The following is a 16,806-nucleotide window of genomic DNA, read 5'->3' on the forward strand; positions in this document are numbered from 1 at the left end:
GAATCTCAGGGTATAGGGAGATTTTCTGAACTTCATCGTAGGTGCGCCCTGCGCGCAAGACCGTGCGCTAGCGTACATAGCCGACGCATTGGCAGCGTGTCGGCAAAGAAATTTGCGGACTGGACAGCAAAAAAATGCCGTTAGGAAACGAATAGCTTGCACCGTGCCGGTGATGGCACGGTGCAATATTCCAGAGGAGAAATTTCAGCCCCGTCAAGCCGCGATGGCCAGCGGGTGGCGCGTCGCTTCCGCCATCGCCATGCCGCCGTTGAGCTGCCATGCAGCAGCATGGCCCAGGCGGCGCAGACAGGCGCTAGCGCGCGCGCTGCGGTTACCGCTGCGGCAGAAAAAGATCAGCGGGCATTGAGGCTGCTGCAGCCATGCGGCCACCTGCCCCGCCAGGCGACTCAGCGGTACGCTGTGCACGGCGCAGCCCTCGAACACGGTTCCGGCGCAAGCCGCGTGTTCATACGCTTCGCGCACGTCGACGAGGATGGCGTCGGGATGCTGGCGCAGGAAGGCGGGCAAGCTGGCCGCATCGAGCTGCAGGTCGGCTGCCGGTACGATGCCTTGCTGCGCCGTGCGCACGGTGCAGCAGATGCTGCCATCGTCGCGTGCGCCGCACAGCACGGTATCCGGCGTCAGCAGCGCCGCATCCAGCAAAGGCGTCAGCGCCTCGGGCGCCAGGGTGCCGATGAAGGCGAAGCGCTGCCCCAGCAGATACACATGGTTTTCGCCGCACTCGACGCGGCGCAAACGCTGATGGCCCAGTGCCAGCTCACCGTCGATATCGACGTGACCGACTTGTTCGATAGCGAGTTCCTGCAGCAAGGCCAGGCGCGCCACGCCATGGTCGGCTGGCGCCGTCGTGTGCACGATGGCGCGCAAGGCCAGGTGCTGGCAACGGATGAAGGCGGCCAGGCGCGGCACGAGCGCGGCGACGGGATCGATGACGACGCAACTGGCGCTGGCAGCGTCGCTGAGCAGCCAGGTGCACTGGCCATCGACGCTGAGCTGGATTACGCCGTCCTGCACGCCGTCCTGCGGCGATGGCGCCAGCGCCGATGGCAACAGGCAACTGCCGCGCAGCGCTTCACCACAGCGCTCGATGCGCGCGCAGGCGGCGGTAATGGTCGCCGCATCGATCTGGGGGCCGAACGACAAACGGATGGCCGAGCTGGCGCGCCATTGCGGCACGTGCATCGCTTCGAGCACATAACTGGGGAGCGCCTTGGCAGCGGAACAGGCGCTGCCCGAGCTGACGCGCACGCGCGCCGCGTCGAACAGGTCCAGCAACTCTTTCGAGGACAAGCCCGGCACGGAAAAATTGAGCGTGGTCGGCAGCGACAAGTAGAACGGCATATTGAACACGATGCCGGGGAAAGCGCGCTCCAGGCTGGCCACCAGCTGCGCGCGGAAAGCGACCAGCTCCGCGTGGCTGCGGAAGGTCTTGCCATCATCGAGCGCGGCCAGCACGGCGCCCAGGGCCGCAATGCCGGCCATGTTCTCCGTGCCCGAGCGCAGGCCCGCTTCCTGGCCGCCGCCCATCATCAACGGTGTAAATGGCGCGCCGGCGCGCACATACAGCATGCCGATGCCCTTCGGCGCATACAGCTTGTGGCCGGAGAACGGCGCGTAATCGATGCGCGTGGCGGCCAGGTTCAGTTTCAGCTTGCCCAGCGCCTGCACGCAATCGACCATCCAGTAGGCATCGGCACCGCGTTCCTGCAGCAGTTGCGCGATGGCGGACAGGTCGCTGATGACGCCCGTTTCATTATTCGCCGCCATCGTGCACAGCATGGCTGTGTCGCCGATCAGCGCGTCGAGTGCCTGCAGATCGTGGCGCCCGTGTGCATCGACGGGCAGCTTGCGCACTTCCAGGTTCAGGCCCAATAGCCGGTTCCAGTGCGCCAGGCTTTCCGGCACGGCCTTGTGCTCGGTCGCGCCATACAGCAGCAGGCTGCCGATGCGCTTGCCCGCAGCGCGCCGTTCGCGCAGCGCGCACAGGGCCGACAGCACGGCCGTCTGAATGCCTTCGGTGGCGCCGCTGTTGAACATCAAGCGGCCGTCGCCCACGCCCAGCAAGCCGCTGGCGCGCTGGCGCACGCCATCCATCATGGCCTTGGCCTGCAACCCCGTCGCGTGAGTGCTGCTGGGATTGCCATAGCCCTGCTCCATCGCTTGCCGGGCGGCGGCAACGGCGGCGGGCAGCACGCAAGTGGTGGCATTGCTGTCGAGGTAGATTTCTTTCATGATGGCAGTCTGAGTATTCTCTAAAAAGGGTGCAGCGCAAGTAGCTGGAACGTATGGATAGTTTACCGACACGCTGCCGTGAAGATATGCCAAAAGACACTGCAACTACGCTACTATGCAGCATGTTTATGCTATAAAAACCGGAATAGTAAAATGAATTCACCAAACACCTCGCTCGACAAATTCGACTGCGCCATCCTGGCTGCCCTGCAACAGGACGGCACCCTGTCGATCGCCGCTCTCAGCGAGAAGATCGGCTTGTCCAGCACGCCCTGCTGGAAGCGCGTCAGGCGCCTGGAGGAAGAGGGCTATATCGAGAGCCGCGTGGCCATCGTCAACCGGCAAAAAGTGGGCTTGCCCGTGACCGTCTTCGTCAGCGTGCGCACGGGACAGCACGATGAAAAATGGCTGCGCCGCTTCGCCGCCGCCGTCATCGTCTTGCCCGAGGTGCAGGAATTTCACCGCATGAGCGGTGACATCGACTACCTGCTGAAAGTCGTCACCACCGACATCAAGGGCTACGATACCTTCTATAAAAAGCTCATCAAGGCCGTACAACTGACGGGCGTGTCGTCCGCCTTTTCCATGGAGCAAATCAAGTGCAGCACGGAGTTGCCGCTGGAATTGATCGCCCACGGCTTGCCTGCCTGAACGTTTTTCCTCGCCGTATGGACGCGCATGAAAATCACGCATGTTGACATCCTGAAATCGTTGCCGCACAGCAACGGCCATCAATTAAATACCGCATTTCCCCCATATCGCCCCCCTATCGGTCGCTATACTGCGCACTTGCCTGTGCATGTCCGGCAACCTCTGCCAGGCGCGCAGGCCCATTCCCAGGGTCGTCCATGCATCTGCTTCGTCACCTCTCCATCCAGAAAAAACTGATGTTCAGCATGGGCTTATGCCTGCTGCTGTTCATGGGCATTTCATCCTTCCTCAGCGTGCGCATGAGCAGCGACTATGTGCGCGAGCGCGTCGTCGGCCAGGAACTGCCAGCCCAGGTGGGAGAAATCCGCAACGACGTGCTGCGCCAGATCAACCAACCGCTGTCGGTCGTGCAAACGATGGCCAACGATGTCTTTTTGCACGACTGGGAAGATGCGGACCTGGCGGATAGCGGCTTGCCGACCTTCCAGCGCTACGCGAAGATGCTCAAGGAGAAAAACAAGGCAGCCGTCGTCAGCTGGAGTTCGCAAACTGCATCCAGGTACATGACCGATGCGGGCCTGATCCGCACACTGGACAAGCAACAGCCAGCCGATCATTGGTTCTTCAGCATGCTCGACGAAAACAAACAGCACACGGTCAATCTGGACCGCGATCCAGCCTCGGGCAGTTTCATGCTGTTCCTGAATGCGCGGGGCCAGACGGCCGGTGGCAAGGCCGTCATTGCAGGCATGGGCTTGAGCGTCGATGCCATGGCCGACACCATCCGCAGCTACAAGGTCGGCCAGACCGGCCATGTCTACCTGGTGCGCGCCGACGGCAACCTGCTGATCCACCGCGATCCGGCCCTGGCCGACGGCAAGCATCAGTTGAAGGACTTGCCCGGCTTCAATGAAGCATTGAGCAAGACTCTGCTGACCGGCAACAAATACACCTATGCCAGTTATGCGGCGCCGGCCGGCAAGCAGCTCGTCGCCGCCTCCTTCGTGCCGGAATTGAATCTGTATGTGATGGCCGAAGTGCCGGAAGCGGAAGTGCTGGGCAATGTCACGCGGTCGGCCCTGATCGCCGCACTGATCGCCGCACTGGTCGGTGGCGGCATCGCCCTGTGCATCATTTATGTCATCAGCCGCGCCATCGCCGCCCCCGTCGCCCGCGCAGCGGACATGCTCAGCGAGATCGCCAGCGGAAACGGCGACCTGAGCCGCCGCATGCCCGTCGAATCGGAAGACGAGGTCGGCGCACTGGCCGCCGCCTTCAACCGTTTCGTCGCATCGCTGAACGTGACGATACGCGAAGTTCGCGACAGTACCGGGGCCATTGCGAGCGCATCGAGCCAGATCGCGTCGGGCAACCTGGACCTGTCGGCCCGCACGGAAACCCAGGCGTCGAGTCTGGAAGAGACGGCGGCAGCCATGGAAGAACTGACATCGACCGTGAAACAGAATGCGGATAATGCGCGCCAGGCGAACCAGTTGGTGGTATCGGCCTCAAGCCACGCCGTCAAGGGCGGTGAAGTGGTCGGACAAGTCGTGCAGACGATGGGCGCAATTACAGAAAGTTCGCGCAAGATCGCGGACATTATCGGCGTGATCGACGGCATTGCCTTTCAAACCAATATCCTCGCCCTGAACGCGGCGGTCGAGGCGGCGCGCGCGGGCGAACAGGGCCGCGGCTTTGCCGTGGTGGCGACAGAAGTGCGCAACCTGGCGCAACGCTCGGCAGCGGCGGCGAAGGAAATCAAGGACTTGATCGTCGACTCGGGCAGCAAGGTGGAAGCCGGCAGCAAGCTGGTCGACTCGGCCGGCGCCACCATGCAGGATATCGTCGTGTCGGTCCAGAGGGTCGCCGACCTGATGGGAGAAATCGCTTCGGCCAGCCAGGAGCAAAGCCAGGGCATCGCGCAAGTCAATGCCACCGTCACGCAGATGGATGACGCGACCCAGCAAAACGCGGCCCTGGTGGAAGAAGCGGCAGCGGCGGCCCAATCCTTGCAAGAGCAGGCAGGCCGGCTGGCGCAGGTGGTCAGCGTCTTCAAGCTGGAAGAAACGGGGCATGCAGTACTGCAACAACCGGCCCGCAAGCCCGTGCAGCCCAAGCCGGCGCGCATGCTAACGGCAAAAGCGGCGATCCCCGCCGCGCGCCCGACAGCACCGGCCAGCGATGCGTGGGAAGAGTTTTAAAGGGGATTACATCGCCGGCGCTTTCACGCTCGCCGCTTGCTTGAAGAAATCATAAATGCCGCTTTCACTCATGCGGCGCGCATTCGCCAATTCGCCGCCCTTGGTGGCGTACAGCACCTGGTTGTTGTCGCTCGATACGAGCACGGCAGCCGGGATGCCTTTCTTGAGCGGATTGCCATAGGCGTGCGCCACGTCCAGGTTATGGTCGAAGTTGCCCACATCGACCTTGACGACCTTGAACTGCTGTTGCATCAACTCGGCGTTCTTGCCTTCCTTCAGTGCCTTGTCGAGCGCACGGCAATCCTCGCACCAGTTGGCGCCAAAGATCAGCAAGACAGGCACATGCGCCGCCTTGGCGTCGGCCAGCGCGCGGGCCACGTCGGCTTTGGCGTCGGCCGCCGCGTTGTACGGCAAGTGCGGCGTGGCGACCGGGTTGCTTGGCGTCGGGGCGGCGGCAATGGCGGTGCCGGCAAGCAGCAGGCTGGCAAGAAGAATGGAAAGGCGCATGCAGGGCTCCTGAAAGAAATCGTGAGGCCAGCTGAACAGTTGCCAGCGGGCGTGATTGTCTAGAATATGCCTGCTTGTGGGAAATTTCCACCATTTAATTGCACTGTGCTTATGCGGAAAACGTATAAGCGCGTATCAGCACCACCATGGAGAAGCTGCTTGAGCACGCCAGATACCCTGCCCCCAACACTGTCCGGCGCCGCGCGCATGCTGCACAGCGCCTACCCCGGCGGCATGCCAGACACGGCGTATGTCCCCGTGCTGGCCCTGCTGTACGAACACTTTTCCGACCGCAACCTGGCCGAGCTGATGGCCGCTGTCACACACAAGAATGCGGCGACGGTCCTCAATGACATCTATGCCTGCGCCAGCAGCAAGCCGGCGCCGTCCGCCGTGGCAGCTGCCAGGAGCTTGCTGGAACAACACGGCTTGCATGCCGTCTGCGCCGAGGATTAATGCCCGCCGGCAGCGAAATGCAACGCATGGGATAATCTCGGGCTCACACTGAGCAACGCGGCCCGAACGCGCCCTCCCCCATGACGACTTCTTTCCTGGCACGCTGGCTGCCGCAACCGAACAACGGCAGCCGCCGCGAACAATTGCGCGCCTGCGCGGGCGCCATCTGCGGCCTGTTGCTCACTGGCCTGATCTGCCATTTCCTGCTGGCCCCCGACAGCGCCAGCGTCTACCTGATCGCGCCCATGGGCGCTTCGGCCGTGCTGCTGTTCTGCCTGCCAGCGAGTCCGCTGGCGCAACCGTGGTCGGTGGTCGGCGGCAACGTCGTCTCCGGCCTGGTCGGCATGGCCTGCGTCAAATGGTTAGGGTCCAGCGTGGGCGTGGCGGCGCTGGCGGCCTGCCTGGCCATCAGCGCCATGTTTGCCCTGCGCTGTTTGCATCCGCCGGGCGGCGCCGTGGCGCTCACCACCGTCGTCGGTGGCGCCAGCGTGCATGCGGCCGGCTTTGAATTCGTCTTCATTACCGTGCTGTTCAATTCCGCCGTGCTGGTCGCCTGCGCCGTGCTGTACAACAACCTGACGGGACGCCGCTACCCGCACATCCAGCAACTGGTCGCGCCGCATCCGCACGCCACCAGGGATGACGTGCCCAGCAACCGCCTGGGCTTTTCGCCGGACGACCTCGATGCCGTCTTGCGCCAGCACAGCGAAGTGCTCGACATCAGCCGCGACGATTTGCAAGCGATCTTCCTGCAAACGGAAATGCGCGCCTACCAGCGCCGCTTCGGCGTCGTCACCTGCGCCGACATCATGTCGAAGGATGTGCTCAGCGTGGAATTCGGTACGCCGCTCGATGTGGCCTGGCGCACCATGCGCGAGCACGACGTGGGCGCCTTGCCCGTGCTGAACCGGGCGCGCCGCGTCATCGGCATCATCACGCAGACGGATTTCCTGCGCCATGGCGGCCTCGACGATTATCAGGGCATGCGCCAGCGCCTGCGCGGCTTGCTGCAGCGCAGCGGGCTTTCCCACAGCGACAAGCCCGAGGTGGTGGGCCAGCTGATGACGCCGTCGCCGCATACGGCGCGCCTGGGCACGCCCATCATCCACCTGGTGCCCCTGATGGCCGACGCCGGCTATCACCATATTCCCATCCTCGACGATGACGAGCGCCTGGCCGGCATCATCAGCCAGTCCGACCTGATGGCGGCCTTGTATGAAAGCCGCTTTGCCGAGGCGGCCGCATGACGCCATTCCAGGCACTGCTGACCGGTCCCGAGGGCGGCGCCGCCGGCACACCCGTCGGCGCGCATTTTTTCGGCCGGCAGTTGGCCATCGACGCACCCGGCCATAACGTGGATGTGGCGCAGCTGGTCGTCAGCGTAGGCGGTGTCGATGGGCCGGAACTGTTCCTGAACTGGCTCGACGCACAAGGGCGGCAAGCCTCGCTCAAGCCGCTGACAGCGAGCGACATCGCCATCGTCTTGCGCGAAGCGCCAGCCGCGCTGCAGCCGCAACTGCAGCGCCTGTGGGGCGAGCGCCAGCGCAACCGGCGGCAAGTGTCGGGCTGGCTGGCCGGCTTGACGGGCGCGGCCGTCGTCGCCTCTGCCCTGCTGTGGTGGCAGGGCAGCCATGCCATCGGCGCGCTGGCCGGATGGATCCCCTTGTCGACGGAAAAGCAGCTGGGCGAACTGGCCCTGGCGCAAGTGCGCGCGCAGGGCGGCATCAGCGAGCACGGCGTGGCGCAGCAGACAGTGCAGGAGATCGGCCGCAAGCTGACAGCGGGGTCGCGCTACCAGTACCGCTGGCTGGTCAAGCAGGATGACACGGTCAACGCGTTTGCCATGCCGGGCGGCATCATCGTCGTGCATACGGGCTTGCTGCGCCAGGCGGGCGATCCGGGCGAGCTGGCCGGCGTGCTGGCGCATGAAGTGCAGCATGTGGAACAGCGCCATTCGCTGCGGCAAATGATCACCAGCCTGGGCTGGGGCGCCCTGGTGGGCCTGACCATCGGCGACATCAGCGCCGTGGCCGCCATGCTGGCGCACCAGGCCGGCACCCTGTATTTCAGCCGCGACATGGAAGAGGAAGCGGACCGTCTGGGCTTGCTCGCCTTGCAGCGCGCGCACATCCGTCCCGACGGCATGCTGCGCTTTTTCCAGAAGCTCGATGACAAGGACAAGGCCAAGGTGCCCGACTGGATTTCCTCGCACCCGCAAACGGCGGCGCGCGCGCAGCAGATCGAGAGCCTGATCGCCGCCACGCCCTGCCCCGCCTGCATCCCATTGACCAGCCAGCACTGGCAGGCGATGAAAGCGGCCCTGCCGCCTACAGCGAAATAGCAACATTCCCTCCCTACAATTTGTCCAAACGCACTGGGCAATGGCGTATGCTTACGCCCCGGCTGTTCCTTCTCGACCGGCCACCCCGACCCTACTACGCCTCCGTTCATTCCCTCCTTACAAAGGACATCGCGCATGAAGCATCGTTTTGCCGCCGGCACCCTCGGCACCCTGGCCATTTCCCTGTTGCTCGCCCACGCGCCCATGGCGCAAGCAGTCCAGCCCGCAGCCAAAAGCGTTGCCGTCAGTGCGCCGAAAGCCAGGCAGCAGTTGCAAGTGCTGGCCGACCAGTACTACGATGCGCAGGCCCGTTTCGAGCCGATCAATGCCACCGAGAGCGGCGACAACCGTTTTGACGACCAGCTCGGTTCAGCCATCGTTCCCGCCGCGCGCGCAAAACAGTTTGCCCTGTACCGCCAGTACCAGAAGACCCTGCGCAGCATTGCCCGCGCGCAGCTGTCACACCACGACCAGATCAACTACGATATCCTCGACTATGAACTGGCGACGGCGCTGAGCTTCGAGCGCTTCCCCGAATACCTGCTGCCACTGAACCAGATGGACAGCATGCCCGTCACCCTGGCCAATTACGCGGGCGGCGAAGCATCGCAACCGTTGACCACGGTCAAGCAGTATGACGCTTACCTGAGCCGTATCGGCCAGTTGCCCGGCTGGATAGACCAGGCCATCGCCAACATGAAGGTCGGCATGCAAAAGGGCATCGTGCTGCCGAAGGCGCTGACGGAGTCGGCCCTGCCGCAATTCAAAAAGCTCGTCAGCGCCACGCCGCAGGACAGCGTCTATTACACGCCCATCAAGAACTTGCCGGCCAGCTTTTCCGACGCGGACAAGGCGCGCCTGACGCAAACGTACACCGTCATCATCGCGGCCAAGCTGATGCCAGCGCTGCAGCGCCTGTCCACCTTCATGGAACGCGATTACCTGCCGGCCGGCCGCACGAGCAGCGGCTGGAGCGCCCTGCCCGATGGCGCTGCCTGGTACCAGGCGCGCGTGGCCAGCAGCACCACCACGGACTTGAAGCCGGAGCAGATCCACGCCATCGGCTTGAAGGAAGTGGCGCGCATCCAGGAACAGTATGCGATCGTGGGCCCGAAGATGGGCTACACCGGCCCGGCCGCCGGCTTGCCCGTGTGGGTCTCGGAACAGGCAAAATACCGCCCGTTCAAGACGGAGCAGGAAGTACTCGATGTCTACCGCAAGCTGAACGTGCTGCTCGACAGCAAATTGCCCGCGCTGTTCACCCTGGTGCCGAAAGCGCCGCTGGACTTGCGCCTGGAGCCTGAACTGAGCCGCGACACGGCTGCCGACCACTACACGGCCCCGGCCGCCGACGGTTCGCGCCCCGGCGTGTTCTGGTCCGTCGTCACCGATCCGAAACAGTATGGCGACACGGGCATGACCACCTTGTTCTTGCATGAAGGTAAACCGGGCCACCATTTCCACCTGGCGCTGGTGCAAGAGATGGACTTGCCGAACTTCCGCCGTTTCGGCGGCAACAATGCCTTCACCGAAGGCTGGGCCCTGTACGCGGAAACCCTGGGCAAGGAAATGGGTCTGTTCGAGGATCCGGCCCAGTACTTCGGCCACTTGAACGACGAGATGCTGCGCGCCGTGCGCCTGGTGGTCGACACGGGCTTGCATACCAAGGGCTGGACACGCGAGCAGACCATCAAGTACATGCGCGACACCCTCGGCTATGACGCCGTGGCGAAAAGCGAAACGGAACGCTACATGGCCTGGCCGGGCCAGGCGCTGGGCTACAAGATCGGTTCGCTGAAGATCGTCGAACTGCGCCAGCGCGCGCAAGCTGCCCTGGGCGACAAGTTCAGCCTGCCGAAATTCCATGAGGTGGTGCTCAGCGACGGTACCCTGCCTTTGAAACTGCTGGAAGCCAAGGTCGACCTGTGGATCGCGCAGCAGAAGTAAAACGCCAGGCCTGAAGACAAAACGGCAGCGCCTCGATGGCGCTGCCGTTTTTTTTGCCGCTGGCGTTTTCAGTTACACCAGCAACGCCGCACTCATCGAGCGTACTTCCTCGGTCGATTCGGCCAGGATGCTTTGCAGGGTTTCGTTATCAATAATGAAATCGATGACGGAATCGGAAGGCGTGAGCATTTCCACATACGTCGCTTGCAACGGCGACGGTACGGGCGAGAGTTGCTTGGCCAACAATAAAGTATCGAGCAGGGAATCGGGCGGAATGGACAGCAAGCCATCGCGCAAGCCTTCGATGGCGTCGCTCACGGCCAGCGGAATCAAGAGCTTCTTCATGACTTCGCGGGAAATGATTTCTTCGGCGGACTCCATCCAGTGATCCGCATCGTCGTCGAGCAGGCCAGGAAATTCATCGGCACGCGACAGCAGGTAAAAACCGCCCACTTCATGCACGATGCCGGCGAACAGCGCCGTGTCCGCATCGACGTGCGTCACGCGGCGGGCCAGCACATGCGCCAGTGCCGCCACGTGCGCCGTGTGCTCCCACAGCTGTGTCGCCTTCTGGCGCAGCACGGGGTCGATGATCTTGCTGCCGAACTGGCGCACCACCATGGCCGCCACCAGCGCATACAGATTGCGATAACCCATGCGCATCACGGCGGCGCGCACGCTGGTCACGGGCGCCGCATCGCCGCGGCTGTACACGGCCGAATTGGCCAGGGCCACCGTGCGCGCCGCCAGCAAGGGCTCGGCCAGCACCAGCTTGATGGCATGATCGATATGGCAGTCCGGTTCGGCCAGGGCCAATTGCAATTGCAGCGCTGAATTAACACTCGTGGGAAACGTTAATTCACCGCGCACCGCCTGGGAAACAATTAAACCGAAAGCCTGTAGTTTATTCATCATACGATCAATCCGCCTCAGAGTTTTTGCTAGCTAACAATTTCATGCACCAGAAATTGAATGCCAGACCCGGCCTTTAGAATACAGATGGCAAGTCATTCACTTGCAAGGGAGCGTCTGGCAATGCCAGCGCCTGCAATAGCGATTCATCGCCGATGACAAACAACTTCGGCTGCTGTAATACCTGCAGCAGAAATGGCTGACCTTCGCGCAGACGCCGGCGATAATCGGCCAGCGTATATAAGTTGGGATTGATTTTACGCCTTAAGGTTCGCTCGGCCGGGGCCAATCCTGTCAACAGATCGCCATAATTGGCGTCCTCGCCCACCAGCAGCAAGTCGATGGCGCTACCGGGCATGTCCTGCCCCTTCGCGGTCGCACCAGACACGAAGGCCAGGTGCAACTGGGCACGCAAGGGCGCCAGGGTCGCGCTGAGCACGCCAACGATGCCGAAGGTTTTCTGCACCAGTCCGCTCAGCTCGGGATACACGAGGCTTTCCTTGTTGGGCCAGAAGCGCCGCACATTGCCAATCCGCTCCGAAGTGATCAGGCCGGAATCATGCAGGCGGCGCAGTTCGCGCTGCGCCGACGCGCTGCCCAGCCCCGTCAAGCGCATGATCTCGTTCAAGTGAAAGCCTTCATTCACGCGGACAAAGAGCAAGCCCAGCAGTTTCTGCTGGGCGGGAGTAAACAGGGCTTGGGCAATCATGCGCCAAATCTTAGCATGAATAAACTGAAAACTGGCGTGGCGAAGGCAATACTGCGTGATGGCACCACAACGCCGTGATACGCGATCTGCAGCAGTTGGGCGAACACATGCGGGCGACGTAGCGTTTGCCAACTGCGGCTAGCCAGTCATCAGTCATCCTTGTGAGCGCTCACTTCGGATCCGTTGACACCAACCGCCTCACCTGGATTTGCCGATCAATTCAACCATGTCCATGCAAGAGTAACTCGGCCATATTGATGCACAAAACAACCGGGATACATACTGGCATATAGCTTTGATTCCAATCCGAGTTATTAACAACAGCGTGACTTTCATTACATCATGCATTTTCCACTTACCCATACAGCCAATATTTCAGTCCACCATATAAATAGCGTTTTTTCAGTAATGATAATCCGCGATATAAATGGGTCACCATAATTTTTCGCATTCCCCGCTATTCGTGCGCATGCTTCGGATAAGCGCGCAGGCATAAAAAAACGGCACCCGAAGGTGCCGTTCTTGTCAGCTAACAGCGTAGATTACGCTTCGTCGCCGTGGTGTTGCTGGCTTTCGATGTCCTGCAACGCTTCGGCAGCTTCGCCAGCCATCGAGGCTTTCTCGGCCAGCAGCAGTGCTTGACGCTCTTCCACTTCCCACGCTTCTTTTTCTTTGCGTGCGCGGTGGAAGGCCAGGCCCGTACCGCCAGGAATCAGGCGGCCGACGATGACGTTCTCTTTCAGGCCGCGCAAACCATCGCGCTTGCCCATGATCGCCGCTTCGGTCAGCACGCGGGTGGTTTCCTGGAACGATGCGGCCGAGATGAACGAATCGGTCGACAACGAAGCCTTGGTAATACCCAGCAGAACGTTTTCGTAGGTCGCAGGAATTTTGTTTCCGGCTTCCATCAGGTCGTTCTGATCCAGCAGTTCCGAACGCTCTACCTGCTCGCCAACGATGTAGTTGGTGTCGCCGGCATTGACGATCTGTACGCGGCGCAGCATCTGACGCACGATCACTTCGATGTGCTTGTCATTGATCTTCACGCCTTGCAGACGGTACACGTCTTGCACTTCGTCGACGATGTAACGTGCCAGTGCTTCGATACCCAGCAGGCGCAGGATGTCTTGCGGATCGGCCGGGCCGTCCACGATCATCTCGCCCTTGTTCACGACTTGGCCGTCATGCACCAGCACTTGTTTGTCCTTGGTGATCAAGAACTCATGCTTGTTGCCGTCCATGTCCGTGATTTCCAGACGCTGCTTACCCTTGGTTTCTTTACCGAACGCAACCGTACCCGTGACTTCCGCCAGCATACCGGCATCTTTCGGCGAGCGCGCTTCGAACAGTTCCGCAACGCGTGGCAGACCACCGGTAATATCGCGCGTTTTTTGCGATTCGGTAGGAATACGTGCCAGCACTTCACCAACCGATACCTGTTGACCGTCTTTGACCATGATCAGCGCGCCGACCTGGAAGCCGATCGCCACCGAGTGTTCGGTGCCGGCGATCTTGACTTCTTCGTTCGCTTCGTTGATCAGCTTGACTTGCGGACGCAACGTTTTCGTCAACGAACCGCGACGTTTCGCATCGATCGCCACCAGGGTGGACAGACCGGTCACTTCATCGACCTGACGGGCGACGGTGACGCCTTCTTCGACGTTCTCGAAACGCACTTGACCGGCGTATTCGGTAATGATCGGACGGGTCAGCGGATCCCACGTTGCCAGGGCCGTACCGGCCTTGATGACCAGACCGTCCTTGACGATCAGGGTCGCGCCGTACGGCACTTTATGACGCTCACGCTCACGGCCATGGTCGTCGGTGATCAGCACTTCGCCGGAACGGGAAATGACGATTTGCGCGCCCTTGCCGTTCGTCACGTAACGCATGGTTGCCGTGAAGCGGATGGTACCGTTCGACTTGGCTTCCACCGACGATGCCACTGCCGCACGCGATGCCGCACCACCAATGTGGAACGTACGCATGGTCAGCTGGGTACCCGGCTCACCAATCGACTGCGCTGCCACCACACCGACGGCTTCGCCGGCGTTGACCAGCATGCCGCGGCCCAGGTCGCGGCCATAGCACTTGGCGCACAGGCCGAAGCGCGTGTCGCAAGTCAGTGGCGTACGCACCTTGACTTCATCGATGGACAGACGCTCGATCTCTTCGACCATGTCTTCGTCCAGCAGCGAACCGGCTTCGTACAGCGTTTCCTGGGTTTCAGGATGGACGACATCGTGCACGGTAACGCGGCCGAGGATACGGTCGCGCAGCGCTTCGATGACTTCACCACCTTCGACCAGCGCCTTCATCAGCGCGCCGTTCATGGTGCCGCAATCGTCCTCGATCACCACCAAGTCTTGCGTCACGTCAACCAGACGACGCGTCAGGTAACCGGAGTTCGCCGTTTTCAGCGCCGTATCGGCCAGACCTTTACGCGCACCGTGGGTCGAAATGAAGTACTGCAAAACGTTCAGACCTTCGCGGAAGTTCGCGGTAATCGGCGTTTCGATAATCGAGCCATCCGGTTTGGCCATCAGACCACGCATACCGGCCAACTGACGAATCTGGGCTGCGGAACCGCGCGCGCCGGAGTCGGCCATCATGTAAATGGCGTTGAACGATTCTTGCGTCGACTTGGTGCCGTCGCGGCGGATCACGTCTTCGACTTTGAGCTGGTCCATCATGGCCTTGCCGACTTCATCCGAGGTTTTGCCCCAGATATCGACTACCTTGTTGTAACGCTCGCCGGCGGTCACGAGACCCGAGGCGTATTGCTGTTCGATCTGCTTGACTTCCGATTCGGCCGCCGCGATCAGGGTGACTTTTTGCGGTGGTACCAGCATGTCGTCGACGCAGATCGAGATACCGGCGCGTGTCGCCAGGCGGAAACCCGATTGCATCAGTTTGTCTGCGAACACCACGGTGGCGCGCAGGCCGCACTTGCGGAACGACGTGTTGATCAGCTTGGAAATTTCTTTCTTTTTCAGCGCGCGGTTCAGGACGGAGAACGGCAAGCCTTTAGGCAGAATTTCCGACAAGATCGCACGGCCGATCGTCGTTTCGTAGCGGGTAATCGTTTTCTCGAATTCGCCCGTTTCGGCGTTTTTCGGGTATTCGGTAATACGCACGGTCACGCGGGTCGTCAGTTCGACTTCCTTGTTGTCGTAGGCGCGGATCACTTCCGAAACGTCAGGGAACATCATCCCTTCGTTCTTCGCATTGATCGCTTCACGCGTCGCGTAGTACAGACCCAGCACGATATCCTGCGACGGCACGATCGACGGTTCGCCGTTCGATGGGAACAGGATGTTGTTCGATGCCAGCATCAAAGTGCGTGCTTCCATCTGCGCTTCGATCGACAGAGGAACGTGGACCGCCATTTGGTCACCGTCAAAGTCGGCGTTGAATGCGGCGCAGACGAGTGGGTGCAACTGGATGGCCTTGCCTTCAATCAGGACTGGCTCGAAAGCCTGGATACCCAGACGGTGCAGCGTAGGTGCGCGGTTCAACATGATCGGATGTTCGCGAATCACGTCTTCCAGGATGTCCCACACGACCGGCTCTTGAATCTCGACCAGCTTTTTCGCTGCCTTGATCGTGGTCGCCAGACCCATCAGTTCCAGTTTATTGAAAATGAATGGCTTGAACAGTTCCAGCGCCATCAGTTTCGGCAAGCCGCACTGATGCAGTTTCAATTGCGGGCCGACGACGATGACCGAACGACCGGAGTAATCGACGCGTTTGCCCAGCAAGTTTTGACGGAAACGGCCGCCCTTGCCCTTGATCATTTCTGCCAGGGATTTCAGCGGACGCTTGTTGGCGCCGGTCATCGCTTTGCCGCGACGGCCGTTGTCCAGCAGCGAATCGACCGCTTCTTGCAGCATGCGCTTTTCGTTGCGCGTGATGATCTCTGGAGCGCGCAGCTCCATCAGGCGTTTCAGACGGTTGTTACGGTTGATGACGCGGCGATACAGATCGTTCAGATCCGAGGTCGCGAAACGGCCACCATCCAGCGGTACCAGCGGACGCAGTTCCGGCGGCAGCACTGGCAGCACTTCCATGATCATCCAGTCAGGCTTGATGCCCGAACGCTGGAACGCTTCCAGCACTTTCAGGCGCTTGGCGTATTTCTTGATCTTGGCTTCGGATTTCGATTCCTTCAGTTCCACGCGCAGCGTTTCGGCATCGCGGTGGATGTCGATCGAGCGCAGCAGTTCACGGATACCTTCGGCGCCCATGAAGGCGGTGAAGTCGTCGCCGTACTCTTCGTACTTGGCGGCGTAGTCGTCTTCCGACATGATCTGGCACTTCTTCAGCGGGGTCATGCCTGGATCGGTCACGACGTATGCTTCAAAGTACAGCACGCGTTCGATGTCCCGCAGGGTCATGTCCAGGACCATGCCCAGACGCGACGGCAGCGACTTCAGGAACCAGATGTGCGCGGTCGGCGAGGCCAGCTCGATGTGGCCCATGCGCTCGCGGCGCACCTTGGCCAGCGTGACTTCGACGCCGCACTTTTCGCAGATCACGCCGCGGTGTTTCAGGCGCTTGTACTTGCCGCACAGGCATTCGTAATCCTTGATCGGGCCAAAGATCTTGGCGCAGAACAGGCCATCGCGTTCAGGCTTGAAGGTACGGTAGTTGATGGTTTCCGGCTTTTTGACTTCGCCGTAGGACCACGAACGGATTTTCTCAGGCGAAGCGAGACCGATCTTGATTGCATCGAAGGTCTCGTTGGTCTGTACTTGCTTGAATAGATCGAGCAGTGCTTTCATGTATCACTCCAGAGGTGATTAAATTTCTATATTCCTGAGACTACA

General features: G+C 61.3%; 11 protein-coding genes. 6 read left to right on the forward strand and 5 right to left on the reverse strand.

Annotation, left to right across the window (positions count from 1 at the left end; genetic code table 11):
* Nucleotides 1-213: 213 nt before the first annotated feature.
* Nucleotides 214-2,253, reverse strand: coding sequence for an aminotransferase class V-fold PLP-dependent enzyme (locus CLU93_RS10030; RefSeq protein WP_099760948.1), 2,040 nt, complete (start codon nucleotides 2,251-2,253; stop codon nucleotides 214-216).
* A gap of 153 nt (nucleotides 2,254-2,406) precedes the next feature.
* On the opposite strand from CLU93_RS10030, the gene CLU93_RS10035 reads away from it, so the two are divergent.
* Nucleotides 2,407-2,904, forward strand: a complete 498-nt coding sequence (locus CLU93_RS10035) for an Lrp/AsnC family transcriptional regulator (protein WP_099760949.1) — start codon at nucleotides 2,407-2,409, stop codon at nucleotides 2,902-2,904.
* Between the two features lie 197 nt (nucleotides 2,905-3,101).
* A complete protein-coding gene (locus CLU93_RS10040) occupies nucleotides 3,102-5,105 on the forward strand; it encodes a methyl-accepting chemotaxis protein (protein ID WP_257224923.1) in 2,004 nt (667 codons plus the stop codon).
* Nucleotides 5,106-5,111: 6 nt separating this feature from the next.
* On the opposite strand, the gene CLU93_RS10045 is transcribed toward CLU93_RS10040, so the two are convergent.
* Nucleotides 5,112-5,612, reverse strand: coding sequence for a thioredoxin family protein (locus CLU93_RS10045; protein ID WP_099760951.1), 501 nt, complete (start codon nucleotides 5,610-5,612; stop codon nucleotides 5,112-5,114).
* Between the two features lie 159 nt (nucleotides 5,613-5,771).
* Between CLU93_RS10045 and CLU93_RS10050 the strand changes: the two genes are divergently transcribed.
* The 4 genes from CLU93_RS10050 (at nucleotide 5,772) to CLU93_RS10065 (ending at nucleotide 10,356) form a co-directional block, all read left to right on the forward strand.
* The gene (locus CLU93_RS10050; protein ID WP_180287835.1) at nucleotides 5,772-6,068 is read left to right on the forward strand and encodes a DUF3349 domain-containing protein; all 297 of its coding nucleotides are present in this window, start codon (nucleotides 5,772-5,774) and stop codon (nucleotides 6,066-6,068) included.
* A gap of 80 nt (nucleotides 6,069-6,148) precedes the next feature.
* Nucleotides 6,149-7,315, forward strand: coding sequence for an HPP family protein (locus CLU93_RS10055; protein ID WP_099760953.1), 1,167 nt, complete (start codon nucleotides 6,149-6,151; stop codon nucleotides 7,313-7,315).
* The gene (locus CLU93_RS10060) at nucleotides 7,312-8,409 is read left to right on the forward strand and encodes a M48 family metallopeptidase (protein ID WP_099760954.1); all 1,098 of its coding nucleotides are present in this window, start codon (nucleotides 7,312-7,314) and stop codon (nucleotides 8,407-8,409) included. Before CLU93_RS10055 ends, CLU93_RS10060 begins: the two co-directional genes overlap by 4 nt.
* 135 nt (nucleotides 8,410-8,544) lie before the next feature.
* Nucleotides 8,545-10,356, forward strand: coding sequence for a DUF885 domain-containing protein (locus tag CLU93_RS10065; protein WP_099760955.1), 1,812 nt, complete (start codon nucleotides 8,545-8,547; stop codon nucleotides 10,354-10,356).
* A gap of 72 nt (nucleotides 10,357-10,428) precedes the next feature.
* Here the strand turns inward: CLU93_RS10065 and CLU93_RS10070 are convergent, their stop codons facing one another.
* From CLU93_RS10070 to rpoC, 3 genes are all read right to left on the reverse strand, one after another.
* Nucleotides 10,429-11,268 (reverse strand): HDOD domain-containing protein, encoded by an 840-nt coding sequence (locus CLU93_RS10070; protein ID WP_099764326.1) that lies wholly within the window; start codon nucleotides 11,266-11,268, stop codon nucleotides 10,429-10,431.
* A 76-nt stretch (nucleotides 11,269-11,344) separates the two neighbouring features.
* A complete protein-coding gene (locus CLU93_RS10075; RefSeq protein WP_099760956.1) occupies nucleotides 11,345-11,977 on the reverse strand; it encodes a transcriptional regulator in 633 nt (210 codons plus the stop codon).
* Nucleotides 11,978-12,519: 542 nt separating this feature from the next.
* A complete protein-coding gene (rpoC, locus tag CLU93_RS10080) occupies nucleotides 12,520-16,761 on the reverse strand; it encodes a DNA-directed RNA polymerase subunit beta' (RefSeq protein WP_099760957.1) in 4,242 nt (1,413 codons plus the stop codon).
* Nucleotides 16,762-16,806 lie beyond the last annotated feature (45 nt).

It is taken from the genome of Janthinobacterium sp. 35 (assembly GCF_002754575.1).
GTDB classification, from domain to species: domain Bacteria; phylum Pseudomonadota; class Gammaproteobacteria; order Burkholderiales; family Burkholderiaceae_D; genus Janthinobacterium; species Janthinobacterium tructae.

Excerpts from the sequence above, each read along its gene's own strand:
- CLU93_RS10030 (WP_099760948.1), bottom strand. The coding sequence starts at position 2,253 with ATGAAAGAAATCTACCTCGACAGCAATGCCACCACTTGCGTGCTGCCC.
- CLU93_RS10035 (WP_099760949.1), top strand. The coding sequence starts at position 2,407 with ATGAATTCACCAAACACCTCGCTCGACAAATTCGACTGCGCCATCCTG.
- CLU93_RS10040 (WP_257224923.1), top strand. The coding sequence starts at position 3,102 with ATGCATCTGCTTCGTCACCTCTCCATCCAGAAAAAACTGATGTTCAGC.
- CLU93_RS10045 (WP_099760951.1), bottom strand. The coding sequence starts at position 5,612 with ATGCGCCTTTCCATTCTTCTTGCCAGCCTGCTGCTTGCCGGCACCGCC.
- CLU93_RS10055 (WP_099760953.1), top strand. The coding sequence starts at position 6,149 with ATGACGACTTCTTTCCTGGCACGCTGGCTGCCGCAACCGAACAACGGC.
- CLU93_RS10060 (WP_099760954.1), top strand. The coding sequence starts at position 7,312 with ATGACGCCATTCCAGGCACTGCTGACCGGTCCCGAGGGCGGCGCCGCC.
- CLU93_RS10065 (WP_099760955.1), top strand. The coding sequence starts at position 8,545 with ATGAAGCATCGTTTTGCCGCCGGCACCCTCGGCACCCTGGCCATTTCC.
- CLU93_RS10070 (WP_099764326.1), bottom strand. The coding sequence starts at position 11,268 with ATGAATAAACTACAGGCTTTCGGTTTAATTGTTTCCCAGGCGGTGCGC.
- CLU93_RS10075 (WP_099760956.1), bottom strand. The coding sequence starts at position 11,977 with ATGATTGCCCAAGCCCTGTTTACTCCCGCCCAGCAGAAACTGCTGGGC.
- rpoC (WP_099760957.1), bottom strand. The coding sequence starts at position 16,761 with ATGAAAGCACTGCTCGATCTATTCAAGCAAGTACAGACCAACGAGACC.